The sequence below is a fragment of the Streptomyces griseobrunneus genome (genome assembly GCF_046713465.1).
Lineage (GTDB): Bacteria > Actinomycetota > Actinomycetes > Streptomycetales > Streptomycetaceae > Streptomyces > Streptomyces microflavus.
This window is the reverse complement of record NZ_CP177080.1, coordinates 6,490,346-6,505,870: the sequence shown is the minus strand read 5'-3', so window position 1 is coordinate 6,505,870 and position 15,525 is coordinate 6,490,346. Positions and strand designations below refer to the sequence as shown.

The 15,525-nt window shown below is 73.3% G+C and carries 12 protein-coding genes and 2 pseudogenes; 6 read left to right on the top strand and 8 right to left on the bottom strand.

The features are described 5' to 3' along the window. Positions 1 to 438: 438 nt before the first annotated feature. Positions 439 to 2,241, top strand: coding sequence for a glycoside hydrolase family 15 protein (locus ACK8N7_RS29610; RefSeq protein WP_403212239.1), 1,803 nt, complete (start codon positions 439 to 441; stop codon positions 2,239 to 2,241). 75 nt (positions 2,242 to 2,316) lie between these two features. On the opposite strand, the gene ACK8N7_RS29605 is transcribed toward ACK8N7_RS29610, so the two are convergent. Beyond that, entirely contained in the window at positions 2,317 to 3,123 is an 807-nt protein-coding gene (locus tag ACK8N7_RS29605; protein WP_500444541.1) for an aminotransferase class IV family protein, read from the bottom strand. Between the two features lie 60 nt (positions 3,124 to 3,183). On the opposite strand from ACK8N7_RS29605, the gene ACK8N7_RS29600 reads away from it, so the two are divergent. Next, positions 3,184 to 3,528 carry a MerR family transcriptional regulator gene (locus tag ACK8N7_RS29600; protein WP_500444540.1) on the top strand — a complete coding sequence of 115 codons (345 nt, stop codon included), beginning with the start codon at positions 3,184 to 3,186 and terminating at the stop codon, positions 3,526 to 3,528. A 39-nt stretch (positions 3,529 to 3,567) separates the two neighbouring features. Here ACK8N7_RS29600 and ACK8N7_RS29595 read toward each other — a convergent pair. Further along, positions 3,568 to 5,602: pseudogene (locus ACK8N7_RS29595) on the bottom strand (sulfatase-like hydrolase/transferase). On the opposite strand from ACK8N7_RS29595, the gene ACK8N7_RS29590 reads away from it, so the two are divergent. From ACK8N7_RS29590 to ACK8N7_RS29580, 3 genes and pseudogenes are all read left to right on the top strand, one after another. After that, positions 5,586 to 6,134: a hypothetical protein gene (locus tag ACK8N7_RS29590; protein ID WP_500444539.1), complete on the top strand. Its 549-nt coding sequence runs from the start codon at positions 5,586 to 5,588 to the stop codon at positions 6,132 to 6,134. The pseudogene ACK8N7_RS29595 and the gene ACK8N7_RS29590 overlap by 17 nt on opposite strands. 349 nt (positions 6,135 to 6,483) lie before the next feature. Further along, positions 6,484 to 7,226: pseudogene (locus ACK8N7_RS29585) on the top strand (TauD/TfdA dioxygenase family protein); the annotation flags it as partial. A gap of 136 nt (positions 7,227 to 7,362) precedes the next feature. Further along, positions 7,363 to 8,988 carry a PucR family transcriptional regulator gene (locus ACK8N7_RS29580; RefSeq protein WP_032758234.1) on the top strand — a complete coding sequence of 542 codons (1,626 nt, stop codon included), beginning with the start codon at positions 7,363 to 7,365 and terminating at the stop codon, positions 8,986 to 8,988. 42 nt (positions 8,989 to 9,030) lie between these two features. On the opposite strand, the gene ACK8N7_RS29575 is transcribed toward ACK8N7_RS29580, so the two are convergent. From ACK8N7_RS29575 to ACK8N7_RS29550, 6 genes are all read right to left on the bottom strand, one after another. Further along, the gene (locus ACK8N7_RS29575; protein WP_500444538.1) at positions 9,031 to 10,128 is read right to left on the bottom strand and encodes a glycosyltransferase family 4 protein; all 1,098 of its coding nucleotides are present in this window, start codon (positions 10,126 to 10,128) and stop codon (positions 9,031 to 9,033) included. A gap of 180 nt (positions 10,129 to 10,308) precedes the next feature. Continuing rightward, complete coding sequence (locus ACK8N7_RS29570; protein ID WP_403211660.1) at positions 10,309 to 10,572, bottom strand: hypothetical protein; 264 nt, start codon at positions 10,570 to 10,572, stop codon at positions 10,309 to 10,311. A 619-nt stretch (positions 10,573 to 11,191) separates the two neighbouring features. Next, positions 11,192 to 12,937: a DNA repair protein RecN gene (gene recN / locus ACK8N7_RS29565; protein ID WP_403211658.1), complete on the bottom strand. Its 1,746-nt coding sequence runs from the start codon at positions 12,935 to 12,937 to the stop codon at positions 11,192 to 11,194. 106 nt (positions 12,938 to 13,043) lie between these two features. Beyond that, on the bottom strand, positions 13,044 to 13,949 hold the full coding sequence (locus ACK8N7_RS29560; protein WP_403211656.1) for an NAD kinase: 906 nt from the start codon (positions 13,947 to 13,949) through the stop codon (positions 13,044 to 13,046). Beyond that, a complete protein-coding gene (locus tag ACK8N7_RS29555; RefSeq protein ID WP_500444537.1) occupies positions 13,946 to 14,761 on the bottom strand; it encodes a TlyA family RNA methyltransferase in 816 nt (271 codons plus the stop codon). Before ACK8N7_RS29555 ends, ACK8N7_RS29560 begins: the two co-directional genes overlap by 4 nt. Before the next feature lie 7 nt (positions 14,762 to 14,768). Next, positions 14,769 to 15,056 (bottom strand): hypothetical protein, encoded by a 288-nt coding sequence (locus ACK8N7_RS29550; protein ID WP_403211652.1) that lies wholly within the window; start codon positions 15,054 to 15,056, stop codon positions 14,769 to 14,771. A 42-nt stretch (positions 15,057 to 15,098) separates the two neighbouring features. Here ACK8N7_RS29550 and ACK8N7_RS29545 point away from each other — a divergent pair, with 42 nt between their 5' ends. Next, on the top strand, positions 15,099 to 15,446 hold the full coding sequence (locus ACK8N7_RS29545) for an SCP2 sterol-binding domain-containing protein (RefSeq protein WP_403211650.1): 348 nt from the start codon (positions 15,099 to 15,101) through the stop codon (positions 15,444 to 15,446). Positions 15,447 to 15,525 lie beyond the last annotated feature (79 nt).

The window sequence follows — 15,525 nt, the reverse complement described above, 5'->3', positions numbered from 1 at the left end:
GGGCTCCCGTGGTCGCGGTTGTGAGGTGCGTACCGGCCGCCGAACCGGAGACTCCGGGGGCGCCGTCGCTGCGGTTCGGGGGCCTCGTCCGCTCTCGCGAACGACCACCGGTCCACGGGCTACCAGGGTAACAGCGACGAGGGGAGGCTGCTTCCGGCCACACCCTGCACAGGGGCGTCACACCATCACCCCAGTCGTTTCACGTCCCACCCGATCAGCTCAGAGATGTTGCGGGGACCGTCGCGCGGATCTTCGTACCGCGTCGTATCCTGCTCGGACACTCGCTGCCGAGACGGCCGGGCGGCGGCACCAATTGGGCCCGCTACCGGTACAGGAACTCGTCGGTTCCTCCAGGGTGAAAGACCCTACGACCCAACGACCCCATACCCCAGTAAGCGCCCCGGACGGGGCGACATGGCCGTTCGACTGGAGACGCACGTGGCCGGGCGCATCGAGGATTACGCACTCATCGGAGACATGCAGACCGCTGCCCTGGTCTGCCGGGACGGCACGGCGGACTGGCTGTGCCTTCCCCGCTTCGATTCGCACGCCGTCTTCGCGGGACTGCTGGGCACCGAGGAGCACGGCTTCTGGCGGCTGGCTCCCGCGCGGGCGGAGGGAACCGAGCCGCTCCCCGCGGACCGGCGCCGCTACCGGGGTGACTCCCTCATCCTGGAATCGGAGTGGGACACGCCGCGCGGCACCGTACGGGTGACCGACTTCATGCCTCCGCGAGACGGGGCACCGCAGCTCATCCGGATCGTGGAGGGCGTCAGCGGCCGGGTGCCGATGCGCTCGGAGCTGCGTATGCGGTTCAGCTACGGCCGGGTGACGCCGTGGGTGCACAAGGTCGACAACCGCACGGTCGCCGTCGCCGGGCCGGACTCCGTCTGGCTGGACACCGAGGCGGACACCTACGGCAAGAACCTGACGACCTACTCCGACTTCACCGTCGGCCCCGGCGACCGGGTGGCCTTCACCATCAGCTGGCAGCCCTCGCACCACGGGCCGCCCGCCCTCCCCGACCCGGAGGGGTCCCTGGAGGCGACCGAGCTGTTCTGGCGCGAATGGGTCGATCAGTGCACGTACCACGGTCCCTACCGGGAGGCCGTCGTCCGCTCGCTGATCACCCTGAAGGCGCTGACGTACGCCCCGACCGGCGGCATCGTCGCCGCGCCGACCACCTCGCTCCCCGAGGAGATCGGGGGCGTACGGAACTGGGACTACCGCTACACCTGGCTGCGGGACGCCGCCATCACCCTCTCCTCGCTGCTGCGCACCGGCTACCGCGAAGAGGCCCGGGCGTGGCGCGAGTGGCTGCTGCGGGCGGTGGCGGGCGACCCGGAGAACCTCCAGATCATGTACGGCATCGCCGGCGAGCGCGAACTCGGCGAGGCGGAGCTGGACTGGCTGCCGGGTTACGAGAACTCCGGCCCGGTCCGGGTCGGCAACGGCGCCGCCAACCAGCTCCAGCTCGACGTCTACGGCGAGGTCACCGAGGCTCTGCACCTGGCGCACATGACGGGGCTGACCCGCAACGACTACGCGATGGGCCTCCAGCTCAAGCTGATCGAGTACCTGGAGAAGCACTGGGAGGAGCCGGACGAGGGCATCTGGGAGGTGCGCGGGCCGCGCCGGCACTTCGTCCACTCCAAGGTGATGGCGTGGGTCGCGGTCGACCGGACGATCAAGCTGGTCGAGTCCGGGGACGTAGAAGGCCCGCTGGAGCGGTGGTACGAGCTCCGCGACGACATCCACCGGGACGTCTGCGAGCGCGGCTACGACAAGGAACGCAACACCTTCACCCAGTCCTACGGGTCGAAGGAGCTGGACGCCTCCCTGCTGCTCATCCCGCAGATGGGCTTCCTGCCGCCGGACGACAAGCGGGTCATCGGCACGATCGAGGCGATCCAGCGGGAGCTGTCCACGGAGGACGGCTTCATCCTCCGCTACCCCACCGAGGGCGAGCAGGCGGGCGTCGACGGTCTGGCGGGCGACGAGGGGGCGTTCCTGGCCTGCTCGTTCTGGATGGCCGACGACCTCGCGATGATCGGCCGGGTCGACGAGGCGCGCCAGCTGTTCGAGAGGCTGCTGGCGCTCCGCAACGACCTGGGCCTGCTCGCCGAGGAGTGGGACTCCAACCTGCAGCGCCAGGTGGGGAACTTCCCGCAGGCGTTCAGCCACGTCCCGCTGATCGACACGGCGCTGCGGCTGACGGCGAGCGGCGCGTACGTGGGCTGAGGCCTGGTTCGTCGTGTCGGTGGCCGCCCCGGATTCTTCCGGGGCGGCCACCGTGCGTTTCAGGGTGCGGTGGACTCAGGGTGCCGTGGGCACTTCGGCCTCGTACGCGCGGTGGAGCAGTTCCAGGAAGCGTGGTGCGACGGGCAGCTCGGTGGTGCCGATGCGGTGGACGGGCACGCCCGGGGTCCAGGAGTTCATGACGGCCGCGCCGGCGAGGGCGGGCAGGCCGTCGGGGGTGACCGGCGCGACCCGCTGGTCGATTCCGAGGGCGGCCAGCTGCCGGCGGACGATGCCCAGCGTCGTTCCGGTCAGGATCCGGGCCTCGGGCCACACCACCGAATCGCCGTCCCAGAACACCAGGTTCCAGATCGTCGCCTCGCTGAACCGGCCCTCCCGGTCCAGGAAGGCGGCGTCGTCGTAGCCCTCGGCCACGGCCCGGCGGAGGAGGTGCGTCTTGGCCACCTCGCCGACGTGCTTGACGTGCGGCAGGAACCGTTCGTGTTCCGTCGCCGCCAGCGCCAGCGGGCCGCCGGGGCCGGCGGACGGCGGTCCGGTGCGTACGAGGAGTCCGGGTTCCGCGTCGGCCGCGGTGAATTCTCCGGCCGGTGAGTACACCGTGGCTGTCAGCAAAAGGTCGGCCGGTCCTTCGCGGAGCGCGGTACGCAGGTGGGAGCGGACCAGGTCCTCGGGCAGGGCCCGGCCGAAGAGCTCCACCGACGCGGACCGCAGCCGCTCCAGGTGGAGGTCCAGGCCGCGGATCCGGCCGCCGCGGACCTGCATCGCGGTGAAGTGGGCGTGGCCCGCGAAGGCGAGCGGGGTGAGACCGTCGGTGGTCGCCTCGCGGCCGTTCAAGTGGACGAGGGACGGGGAATCTTCGCTCATGGACGGGACGTTAAGGCTTGACACCGGTGACAAGGTCAAGCGCGGACGGACGGGGGAGACATGCTGATCGGGGAGTTGTCCCGGCGGACGGGCGTCAGTGCGCGGTCGTTGCGGTACTACGAGGCGCAGGGGCTGCTGGAGGCCGGGCGCGGGGAGAACGGCTATCGCGCCTACGACGAGGGGGCGGTCCTCTCCGTGGCGAAGATCCGGGCGCTGCTGCGGGCCGGTCTGTCCACCGAGGTGATCCGGGAGGTGCTGCCGTGCGCCCGGGGTGAGCAGCCGGGGTTCGACTGGTGTGCGGAGCTGCGGGAGATCCTGGCCGGGGAGCTGGCGGTGATGAACGGGCAGATCGACGCGTTGCGGGCCAGCCGGGGGGCGTTGGTGGGGTTGCTGAGGGAAGGGTGACGAGGGCCCCCGGCTGTTGTGCCGGGGGCCGGGGATGCGTCAGTCGAAGGCCGCTGCCGCCTGCTTGAGCGCGGCGGCCACCGCCTCCGGTGTGTCGGGGCCGGGCTCCCCGGGGGTATAGGTGACCGAGCGCAGGACGCCTCCGTAGCGGAACGAGCGATGGCGTTCGAACAGCGGCCAGGAGACCGGGGAGTTGCGGTCGACGCCGACGCTGATGCCCTGGAACGGGGCCATGCCGATGAGCTGGTGGACGCTGGGCGGGGTGGCCCGCACCTCGCCGTCGACGCTGACCGTGAACGACCAGCGCAGGCCCTTCTCCGCCTCGGCGGCGAGGACGACGACATGCTCGCCCGGTGCGAGCGGGCCCGCGTCCGTCTCGTGCAGGACGCCGTACTCGTTGTACGCGAGGTGCAGCCGCCCCTCCTCGACGTACAGGCTGTAGCCGCCACCCTGGTCGCCGTGGGAGACGAGCACCCCCTCCCCCGTCCCGTCGATGACGACGGTGATCTCGAAGGAGCGCAGGGAGACCAGCCGGGAGGAGCGGTAGCGCTCCAGCTCCGGTGTGCCGGGCAGCAGGGTCAGCGGGCGGGTCAGCCGTCGCTCGCAGGGGTTGCGGCGGGCGAGCGCGCCGCTGCCGTCGGGGAGCGCGAAGACCCCGTTGCGCCGGGCGGCCGCCTCCCAGGCCTCCGACAACTCCTTTCGCAGTACTGCTCGGGGTGGGTGGAGGCGTGGCCGGGGTCGGCGAGCACGGGGGTGAAGCTGATGCCGTCCGGCTCCTGGAGGGTGACCCCGCGCCGCTCGGCCGGGCGCTCCAGGCCGGCGTACGTGTGCCCCTTGTAGAGCCGGAAGGGGGTGTTGGAGGCCATGCCCCAGCCGCGCGGGTAGTGGACCAGGCTGCGCCGGCCGCCGATGAGTTCCGGGTCGCGGTCGACGTCGGGGGTCCAGTCGCCGGGGAGGGCGGGGTGGTGGACGAAGCGGCTGAAGTAGGAGCGGGTGCCTTCGGCGCCGCCCTCGCCGGTGCCGCCGTTGTCGGAGGTGAAGACGATGATGGTGTTGTCGAGTTCGCCGAGCGCTTCGAGGGTGTCGGTGAGCCGGGCCAGGTTCGGTCGATGTTGTCGACGAGCTCCGCGTACACCTCCATGTACCGGGCGTAGAGCCTCTGTTGCTCCTCGGTGAGGCTGTCCCAGGCGGGGACGTCGAGCCCGGCCTCACTGTTGCGTTCGGGCAGTTCGGTGCCGGGCGGGAGGAGTCCGGCGGCGAGCTGGGCGGCGAAGCGCTTCTCGCGCAGGACGTCCCGGCCCTCGTCGTAGCGGCCCTTGTGACGGGCGATGTCCTCGGCCTTGGCCTGGAGGGGGCCGTGGACGGCGTTGTGGGCCAGGTAGAGGAAGAACGGCTTGTCGGGGTCGTGGGCGCGCAGCGACTTCACCATGGAGATCGCCTGATCGGTGATGTCGTCGGTGTAGTAGTAGTCGTCCGCGAACTCGTCGATGTCCAAGGGGCTGTTGTCGCGGACCAGCTGGTGCGGGTGGAAGAGGCTGGTGAGCCCTTCCAGGACGCCGTAGTACTGGTCGAAGCCCTTGTTCAGCGGCCAGTTGTCCCGGTCGTCGGCGGCGTTGGACGCGGAGTCGCGGACCAGGTGCCACTTGCCGACGGCGTAGGTGGCGTAGCCGGTGTCGTGGAGCAGCTCGGCGACGGTGGGGATGTCATCGGCGATCTCCATGCCGTAACCGGGGAAGCCGGGATCGGAGTTGGCGACCGTGGAGTAGCCGGCGCGGTGCGGGTCGAGGCCGGTGAGCAGGGCCGCGCGCGCCGGGGAGCAGAGCGGCATGGTGTGGTAGTTGGTGAGCCGTACGCCCTCGTCGGCCAGGGTGTCGAGCGTCGGCGTGGCGATCTCGGAGCCGAACGGGCCGATGTCGCTGTAGCCCATGTCGTCGACGAGGACGACCACGATGTTGGGGGCCTTCTCGCCGGGGGCCGTGCGCGGCGGCCAGGACGGCTCCGACTCTGCGAAGGTGCGGCCGATCCGGCCGGGGAAGTCGTCGTAGGGGTCGCGGCGGGTGGGGTCGGTGGTCATCGGCTGGGCTCTCCGTCGTGGCTGGGGGGTGGTCTGGTGCGGGGAACAGGCGGGCCAGTTCGTCGGCGAGCGCGGCGAGTCGGGTCCGTGCCGGGTGGCCGGTGAAGGCGGCGATCCGGAGCAGGGTGGAGCCGCCCCGGAGGGTGAGCAGCTCGGTGTCGAGCAGGCCGGGGACGATCCGGCGGACCGCGTCGGCCGCCGCGGGCTCGGCGAGCAGATCGGCCAGGGGGGTACGGAGGCTGAGCGCGCCCTCGGTGAACTTGTCCGAGCGGGTGGCGGGTTGGCACCCGGCCTCGGCCCGCTCCCGCTGGGCGTCGACCAGCAGGTGGGCCCCGGTGACGTCCTCGGGGGCGTACGGGAGGCCGAGGCGGGTGTACTGGTCGGCAGGGGCATCGTTGGCGCGCAGCCGCTCCACCAGCAGCCGGGCCATCCGCAGCTCGACGGCGGTGTCGCTGACCGGCTTCTCCTGGAGCGGGTCGGCCGCCAGGTCGAAGAGGAGCGTGCCGAAGCGCTGCGGCCCCAGGAGCGGTGAGGGGTGGGCGGGGATACGGAGGGTGGGCACGCCCTTGGTGAAGGGGAACGGTTCGGCCAGGGTCAGCCCGGTCAGCTCCTCGGGGGTGAAGCGGCCTCGGATGCGGGTGGGCATCAGCGTGTGCTCGTACAGCGGCTGGTTGGTGTCGTCGTGGCAGGCCCGCATGTAGACGTACCGGCCGTCGGTGATGTTGACGTGGCCGCCGAACATCCCGAACAGGGCTGATTCCCTGGGGTGTTGTGCGTCAGCGGTTTTGCTCAGCGGGCGGGCCTGCGCGGCCGGAGGAGCAACCGCCCCCGCTGGAGAACCAGGGGTGAAGCGGGGGCCGACGGTGGAGAGGAGGAGGAAGAAACTCCTCGGCACGCCGGTCGCCCACCGTGCCGTGCCGTGCCGTCCGCCGACGGCCGTTACTCCCTCGGCATCGACTCCGACCACGGCGGCCGGGCCAACCAGTGGCACACCGACGTCACCTTCGTCCCCGCCTACCCGGCCTTCTCCATCCTGCGCGCGGTCGTCATCCCGCCGTACGGCGGCAACACCCTGTGGGCCAACACCGCCACCGCGTACGACGGGCTCCCCGAGCCGCTGCGGGTCCTGGCCGACTCCCTGCGCGCGGTCCACTCCAACGACTACGACTACGCGGCACTGCGCCCGCAGGCCCTGCCCGAGGCGCTGGAGCAGTACACGAAGGTGTTCACCTCGACGAAGTTCCTCACCGAGCACCCGGTGGTGCGCGTCCGCCCCGAGACCGGTGAGCGCACCCTGCTGCTGGGCAACTTCGTGCAGCGGATCGCCGGGCTGACCGGCAGGGACTCCCGTACGCTCCTGGATCTGTTCCAGTCGCACATCGAGCGCCCGGAGAACACCGTGCGCCGGCAGTGGCAGGTGGGCGACGTGGCGATCTGGGACAACCGGGCCACCCAGCACTACGGCGTCGACGACTCCGACGCCCACGAGCGCAAGCTCCGCCGCGTCACCATCGACGGGGACGTGCCGGTGGGCGTGGACGGCCGCTCCTCCACGCTCATCTCCCCCGAGGAGGTCCCCGATCCCTCCTTCGGCATCCCGTCCGGAGCCTCCACGGCCGCCTGAGCACGGTCTTCGGCTCCCTGGGCACGGTCCTCGCGCCTCCCCTGCCATGCGCACCCCGCACCCCGGGCGGTAGCGTCCTGAGCAGGACGACCGCCCGGTGGACGGGTGCGGAACAAAGGGAAAGCGGGCCGGGTACGTGGAGAGCCACAGCGGAATCACCGTGCAGCGGGCACTGGAGCTGCCGGGGCTGCGCGCAGGGCTCCCGGAGGTGGTGGCCGGCGCGGACCGGCTGAGCCGCACCGTGCGCTGGGTGCACGCGGGCGAGGTGCCCAACATCGCCTCCCTCCTCAAGGGCGGCGAGCTGCTCCTCACCACCGGCCTTGGCCTCGGCACTCGCCCCGCCGAGCAGCGCGCGTTCGTCCGCCGCCTCGCCGACCGGGGGATCTCCGCCTTGGTGGTGGAGCTCGGCCCGCGCTTCAGCAGGCTGCCCGCCTCCATCGTGGACGCCGCCCGCGCGGCTGGTCTTCCCCTGGTACAGCTCCACCGCGAGGTGCCCTTCGTCGCGGTGACCGAGGAGGTGCACACCGAGATCGTGAACGGGCACTATGCCCTGCTCCAGCAGGCGGAGGAGGTGCACCGGCGCGCCACCCGGGCCCTCCTCGACGGCGGCGGGGTGCCGCAGGTCCTCGGTATCCTCGCCGACTTCACCGCCAACCCGGTCTTCCTGGAGACGCCGGACGGTCAGCTCCTGTACGCGGCGTCCACGGGCACGGGCCCGGTGGGCGCGGACCCGCTCCAGGTCTGGGAGGGCATGCGCGGCGACCGGGCGGCCCGGGAGGTCCCGCCGGTGGGCGCGGTCCTGGTGGATGTGCCGGGCGGCGGTCCGGACACCGGTGCCGTACGGGCCCGGCTGGTGCTGCTCGCCGTCTCGGGCCCGCTGGCCACCGTGCACCGGATGGCGGCCGAGCGGGCGGCGGGCCTCCTCGCGGTCGTCCTGATGCAGGCCCGTCAGGAGGAGGAGCTGGCGGCCCGGGGCCGCGGCGACTTCCTCACCGACCTCGCGGAGGGCCGGATCACCCCGGAGGACGCCCCGGCCCAGGCCCGGGTGCTCGGCTTCCGGCCCGGGGACGCCCAGCTGCTCCCGGTCGTGATGCGGCTGGCCCCCGAGCTGTCCCCGTCGGGCAACTGGGCGCTGCTGGCCCGCGCGGTGCTGGAGGAGCTGGCCTCGGTCGGCGTACCGGTGCTGCTGGGCGTACGGCCCGTGGAGGGGCGGGTTCCGCTGCTGCTGGGGCTGCGCTCGGAGGGCGAGCGCACGGCGGTCGCGGACCGGGTGGCGGCAGCGCTGCGGGCGGGCGTGGGACGGGCCGGTCTCGACCGCGCCGGATCGCAGCCCCCGGTGGTCGTGGTCGGGGTCGCGGGCGGCTGGGCCGGGGCGGGTGCCGGGCTGCGGCACGCCTCGGAGACCGCCACGGCGGCACAGGGCCTGGACGACCGGCCCTGGTACGACGCCAGGCGGCTCGACATCGATCTGCTGCTGTGGCGGCTGCGGGACCATCCCGACCTGGCGGCGTTCGTGAACCGGGCGATCGGTCCGCTGCGCGAGCACGACCGCACCTCGCGCCCGCCGCTGCTGCCGACGCTCCAGGCGTATCTGGCGCACGCGGGCCGCAAGGCGGAGACCGCACGCGAGCTGCACCTCAACCGGCAGACGCTCTACAACCGGCTCGCCCGGATCGGTGAGCTGCTGGGCACGGACCTGGACGACCCGCAGACGGTCCTGGCCCTCAGCCTGGCGCTGCGGGCCCGCCGCCTCACGACCTGAGCCGGCGATGCTGGGGGCCGCCGCCTCACCCCGTAGGTCTCCTCAGCGCCCGCGCCCCGGGGCAGGCGGCTGTGCCAACTCGTCGTACACGCTGAGCACATGGGCGATGGTGTCGTCCTCGGTGGGCCAGCCCGCCGCCTGCGCGCGTCCGGCCTCGGCCAGCCGTGCGCACCGCTCCGGGTCGCCCAGCAGCCGGGCGACGGTACGGGCGAGCGCCTCCGCGTTGCCGAACGGCACCAGTTCGGCGGCCTCACCGACCAGTTCGGGCACCCCGCCGACCTCGGTCGCCACCAGCGGCACCCCCAGCCGCAGCGCCTCCTGCGCCAGCAGCGAGCAGCCCACCCACCGGCTGGGCAGGACGGCCAGGTCGGCGACGGCGAGCAACTCCCCCACATCGTCCCGGGATCCGATCAGCCGGACGGGCAGCTCCTCGTCCCCGATGCGCTGCTGGAGGGCCGCCCGGTCCCGCCCCTCACCCGCGATGACGAGCAGGGGTACGGGATCGAGCCCGCGCCAGATGCGGGCGGCGTCGAGCAGGGTGTCGAAGCCGTGGTGCGGGACCAGGCTGCCGACTGCCATCAGCAACGGCCGCTCGACCGCGCCCAGTTCGGCCCGCGCCTTGCCGTCGTGCAGGGCACCGGCCAGTCGCGGGACCGGGGCGGCGGCCGGGGCGAGCCGCGCGTCGCGGGCTCCTCGGCCCCGCGCCCGGTCCACCAGGTCGGAGGAGGGGGCGAGGACAACGGCCGCCGCCCGCACGGCCCTCCGCTCCAGCAGGTGCAGGATCTGGCGGCGGGCACCCTCGGCGTACCGGCGGGTGTGCCAGGTCATCACCAGCGGCACGGTCCGCCCGCTGAGGGCGAGGGCGGTGCGGGAGGCGGCGTGCAGCCCGTGGGCGTGGACCACGTCGGCCCCCGCGCAGGCGGAGCGCAGCGCGGCGACGGCGGCCGGGTCGCTGCGCCGGGGCACCGGCAGGAACCGGGCCCCGATCGCCGTGAAGTCGTAGGCGTGGTCCACCGCGGGCGGGGCGCAGACGGTGACCTGCACCCCGCGCGCCACCAGCCCCGCGGCCAGCGAACTGACGTGCGCGCTGCTGCCCGCACTGCCGCCGCCCAGGACTTGGACCGTACGCAGCTGTGACACGTTGATTGGCTCCCGGGGTCCCCGAGTCGGCGGTAGGTACAGCGGCAAGGATGCCAGTCCGTACGCACGTTCCGGCACTGCCGGAACGTTGCTGCCGGGCTCGCGGCGACAACCGACCACACGGCACCACTCTCACGGGTGAATTCGAAGGCGCGAAGTTGCCACCGTCAGCGCTCCCGCTCAGCGCCCCGGAACCCCCGCCACCCCTGCCGCGCGCCTCAGCACCCCCGAGGCACACCGGGCGACCGAGCTGATCCGCTCCCCGTTCGCCGCGGCCGCCACGAGCCCGGCGGCCAGGGCGGCCCGCCCCGTACGTCCACCGAAGCGGCCACAGCGACGGGCCAGGGCGACTCCCAGCCCGGCCCCGAGCCCATGGGCCCCGGTGTCCCCGAGCATGGCGCGTCCCCCCAGATCGGCGGGGGCGAGCACCGCCGCGGCAGCCATCGGCCCGACGGCCCCCGGCAGCCCGGCAGCCCGGCAGCAGCACCACGGAACCCACCGCCGCCCCCGGCCCCACGTCGACAAGGTTCACGAGATGGACGGTACCGGCGATCACCACACCGGTCAGCACCCCGTCCACCACGCGTTCCTCGATCAGCAGCCCGGCGAGCACCCCCGCCGCCCCGATCCCGAAGAGCTTCACGGCCCCGCTGGTGACCTCGCCCCCGCGCAGGGCCCCCAGATGGGCCCGGAACCCCCGGCGCGGGTCGTCGGCCCCCACGAGGTCGTCGTACGCCCCGCAGCCCGCGGCGGCCAGCACCGCGAGCACCCCGGCCGCACGGTCCCGGGCCGGTCCCGGGGCAGCGGCGATCCCGGCGGCCGCACCGAGCGCGGCCGCGGGTCCGGCGTACAGGGTGACGGTCCGGCCTGCGTGGTTGGTCCGCCGCCAGGAGGCGTCCGTACGGCGGCTCAGCACCGCGTACACCCCGGCGGCGACCCCTGCGCCCACTCCCGCACCGACAAGGCCGGCGGCGGCTCTGCTCACGTACTCACCCATGGGGGGAAGCGTAGAGAGCGGCACGGGGCCGGGCGGGGAAACCCCCGCCCGGCCCCGTACACCGCGTCAGCCGTCCTTGCGGGCCGTGGCCAGCAGCTCCTCGGCGTGGGCGCGGGCCGTTTCGGAGTCCTCCTGGCCCGCCAGCATCCGGGACAGCTCCCGGACCCGGTCCTCGCCCTCCAGGACCGTGACCCCGCTCCGGGTGACCGAGCCGTCCACCGTCTTCTCGACCAGCAGCTGCCGGTCGGCGAAGGCCGCCACCTGCGGGAGGTGCGTCACGACGACCACCTGCGCGGACCGGGCGAGCTTGGCCAGACGCCGCCCGACCTCGACCGCCGCCTTGCCGCCGACACCCGCGTCGACCTCGTCGAAGAGATACGTGGGCACCGGGTCGGAGCCCGCGAAGACGACCTCGACCGCCAGCATCACCCGGGACAGCTCACCGCCCGATGCACCCTTGGCGATCGGCCGGGGCTGGGCCCCGGGGTGCGGGGCGAGCAGCAGTTCCACCTCGTCGGCGCCCGAAGGGCCGTACACGACGCTCCGCCCGCCGATGTCGATACCGGACGCCTCGTCGGCCGCCTCGGTCTGCCGGATGGCGAAGGAGACCCGGGCGTGCGGCATGGCGAGCGAGGCCAGCTCCTCCGTCACCGCCTCCGCGAACCGGGCGGCGGCCTCCGTCCGGGCATCGGTCAACGCCTGCCCCAGCGAGGAGAGTTCGGCGCGCAACGCGTCGCGCTCGGCCGTCAGCTCGCCGATCCGCTCGTCGTCGCCCTCCAGCTCGGTGAGCCGGCCCGCGCCCTCCTGCGCCCAGGCGAGCACCGCCGCGATGTCCTCGCCGTACTTGCGGGTCAGGGTGGTCAGCGCGGCCCGGCGCTCCTCGACGGCGGCCAGCCGCAGCGGGTCGGCCTCCAGCTGGTCGGCGTACCCGGCCAGCTCGCCGGAGACATCGGCGATCAGGATGGAGATCTCGCCGATGCGGTCGGCCAGCGCGGCAAGCGCCGGGTCGTGGGCCCGGACCGCGTCCAGGGCCTGCCCGGCGGCGGCGACCACGGTCGTCGCGTCGACGCCCTCCGGATCCTCGGGGTTCCCCGCCAGCGCGGTGTGCGCGAGGGAGGCGGCGGAGGCGAGGGCCTCCGCGTGCCCGAGCCGCTCCGCCTCGGCGGCCAGCTCGGTGTCCTCCCCCGGCAACGGCTCGACGGCGGCGACCTCGTTCAGCCCGAAGCGCAGCAGATCCGCCTCCTGGGCCCGCTCCCGGGCCCGGGTGGTCAGCTCGTCCAAGGTGGCGGCGACGGTCCGCAGCCGCCGGTAGGCCGCCGCGTACTTCGTGTGCGGGACCTCCACGCCGTCCCCGGCGTACCGGTCCAGCGCCTGCCGCTGCCGCGCGGGCTTGAGCAGGCCCTGCTGGTCCGTCTGCCCGTGCACGGCGACCAGCTCGTCCGCCAGCTCGGTGAGGACCCCCACCGGCACGGATCTGCCGCCGAGATGGGCCCGTGAGCGTCCTTCCGCCGAAATGGTACGGCTGATGAGCAGCGCACCGTCGTCGAGTTCCGCCCCGGCCTCCTCGGCCCGCAGCGCCGCCGCGTCGCCCTCGGACACCGTGATCCTGCCCTCGACGACCGCGGCCTTGGCCCCGACCCGTACGAGGGCGGGGTCGGCGCGCCCGCCGAGCAGCAGCCCGAGGCTCGTGACGACCATGGTCTTGCCCGCGCCGGTCTCACCCGTCACCGCGGTGAAACCGGGTGACAGCTCCACCACCGCGTCGTCGATGACTCCGAGCGACCGTATCCGCATCTCCTCCAGCACGGACATGACCTTACGAGGTCCCGGGCCGGACGCGCGACGGCCCCCGCTCCCGGATTCACTCTCCCGAGCGTTCCCGAGGGTCACGGAGGCCGTGAAGCAACCCCGGCGACGGTCAGTGGGGCGCGCCCCGCCACCCCGAGACGGGCAGCGCGAACTTCGCCACCAGCCGGTCCGTGAACGAGGCCTGGTGCAGCCGCGCCAGCCGTACGGGCACCGCGCCGCGCCGTACCTCGACCCGCGCGCCTGCGGGCAGCTCCACGGTCCGCCGCCCGTCGCACCAGAGCACCCCGTGCGGGGTGTGCGGCTGGACCTCGACGGCGAGCACCGAGGTCGGGGAGGTCACCAGCGGCTTGGCGAACAGGGCGTGGGCGCTGATCGGGACCATCAGCAGCGCCTCCACCTCGGGCCAGACGACCGGCCCGCCCGCCGAGAAGGCGTACGCCGTCGAACCGGTCGGGGTCGCACAGACGATCCCGTCGCAGCCGAACCCGGTGACCGGACGGCCGTCGATCTCCAGCACGACCTCCAGCATCCGCTCGGGCGACACCTTCTGCACGGCCGCCTCGTTGAGCGCCCAGTCGGTGTGCACGATGTCACCGTTGCTGTGCACGATGACATCGATCGTCATGCGCTCCTCGACGTCGTAGTCGCGGGTGACGACCCGGGAGACCACCTTGTCGAGGTCGTCGCGCTCGGCCTCGGCGAGGAAGCCGACGCGGCCCAGGTTGACGCCGAGCATCGGCACCCCGGAGGCGCGGGAGAACTCCGCGCCGCGCAGCAGCGTCCCGTCACCCCCCAGGACGATCAGCAGCTCGCAGCCGTCCACGGCGGCGGGTGAGGTGTCGGTGACGGTCTCCACGGTGTCCGGGAGCGGCAGATCGGCCGCCTCGGTCGCCAGGACCCGCACGCCGAGCCCGTTGCGCAGCAGCCCCTGCACCACGAGCTCCGCGCTGCGGATCGCGGCCGGACGGCCGGTGTGCGCCAAAAGAAAGACTGTTCGTGCCGCATTCGTCGTCAACGAGGCCCCTCCGCCACTGCACGGTCGACATCCGCGGGATCCAGCTCAGGTGCACCGGCCCGCAGCCACAGAAAGTACTCGACGTTCCCGGACGGCCCGGGCAACGGACTGGCCGTCACCCCCCGTACGCCGAGGCCCAGTCCCCAGGCCCGGCGCGCCACCTCACGTACCGCTTCGGCGCGCAGCTCGGGGCTGCGCACCACCCCTCCGCTGCCGAGCCGCTCCTTGCCGACCTCGAACTGCGGCTTGACCATGAGGACCAGGTCCGCGTCGGGCGTGGCGCACCGGGCGAGAGCGGGCAGCACGAGCCCGAGCGGAATGAAGGACAGATCCCCCACCACCAGGTCGACCGCCTCCCCGTCGATGGCCTCCAACGTCAACTCCCGCACGTTGGTACGGTCCTTGACGACGACGCGTTCATCGGACCGGAGCGACCAGGCGAGCTGCCCGTAGCCGACGTCGACGGCGACGACCTGCCGGGCCCCGGCCCGCAGCAGGACATCGGTGAACCCGCCGGTCGAGGCCCCGGCGTCCAGCGCCCGGCGCCCCTCCACGGCCAGCCCGAGCGGGACGAAGGCGGCGAGCGCCCCGGCCAGCTTGTGCCCGCCGCGCGAGACGTAGTCGGGGTCGCCGTCGTCCTGGGTGACGACGATCGCGGCGGCCGTCTCGACCTGGGTGGCGGGTTTGGTCGCGGTGGTCCGGCCGACGGTGACCCGCCCAGCGGCGATCAGCTGACTCGCGTGCTCGCGCGATCGGGCGAGCTTGCGGCGTACCAGCTCGGCGTCGAGGCGGCGACGTGCCACTCCTGCCACGTTCGGTTCAGCTCCTGTTGTTGTGCGTGTCGTACGAAGGCGCCGGTACGGGACCGGGCCCGGGTGCGGCGGCCGGACGGGCGTCCAGCGAGGTCAGCGCGGACTTGAGCCCACGGTGTACATCCTCGTACACCTCGGCGTGCCCGTCCGCCGGGAGGCGGTCCGCATCCGCCAGCCGCCCCAGCAGCCCGTCGACCTCGGCCCGGCCGGTGGGGGTGCGCTCGACGCCCAGGGGCGCGGGCTCCTCGGGCATGCTCATGGGCGGTGTTCCCGCCTCCGGCATCAAGTCGCTCATGCCGAAACGCTACCGCGACGGGCCGGTGTACCGTCGAGCACGATGGCGACCATGGCGGAGTGCCGCAGCGCACTGAGAAGACTTTCGGACAACCTCGCGGCGACCGACGGCGACGTACGCGGCGCCGCCGCGCTCGACCGCTCGCTGAGCTGTCACATCAAGGACCTCGACATCACGTTCACCGGCCGCCTGACCGACGGCCGGATCCAGGTCCAGGACACGGTCGAGGGCCCGCCCCGCGAGAAGGCGGAGATCAGGCTGGCGATGACGGGCGACGACCTGGTGGCCCTGGTCGACGGCGACCTGAACTTCGCGAAGGCGTGGGCATCGGGCCGCGTACGCCTGGAGGCCGGCTTCAGGGACCTGCTGAAACTGAGATCGCTGCTGTAGCCCGGACGGCAGTCGGTTCAAGCCCGTCCGGCGATTGAGGACAAAGCGCTGACCGGGGCGCCACCCGCGCCCGCCGCCG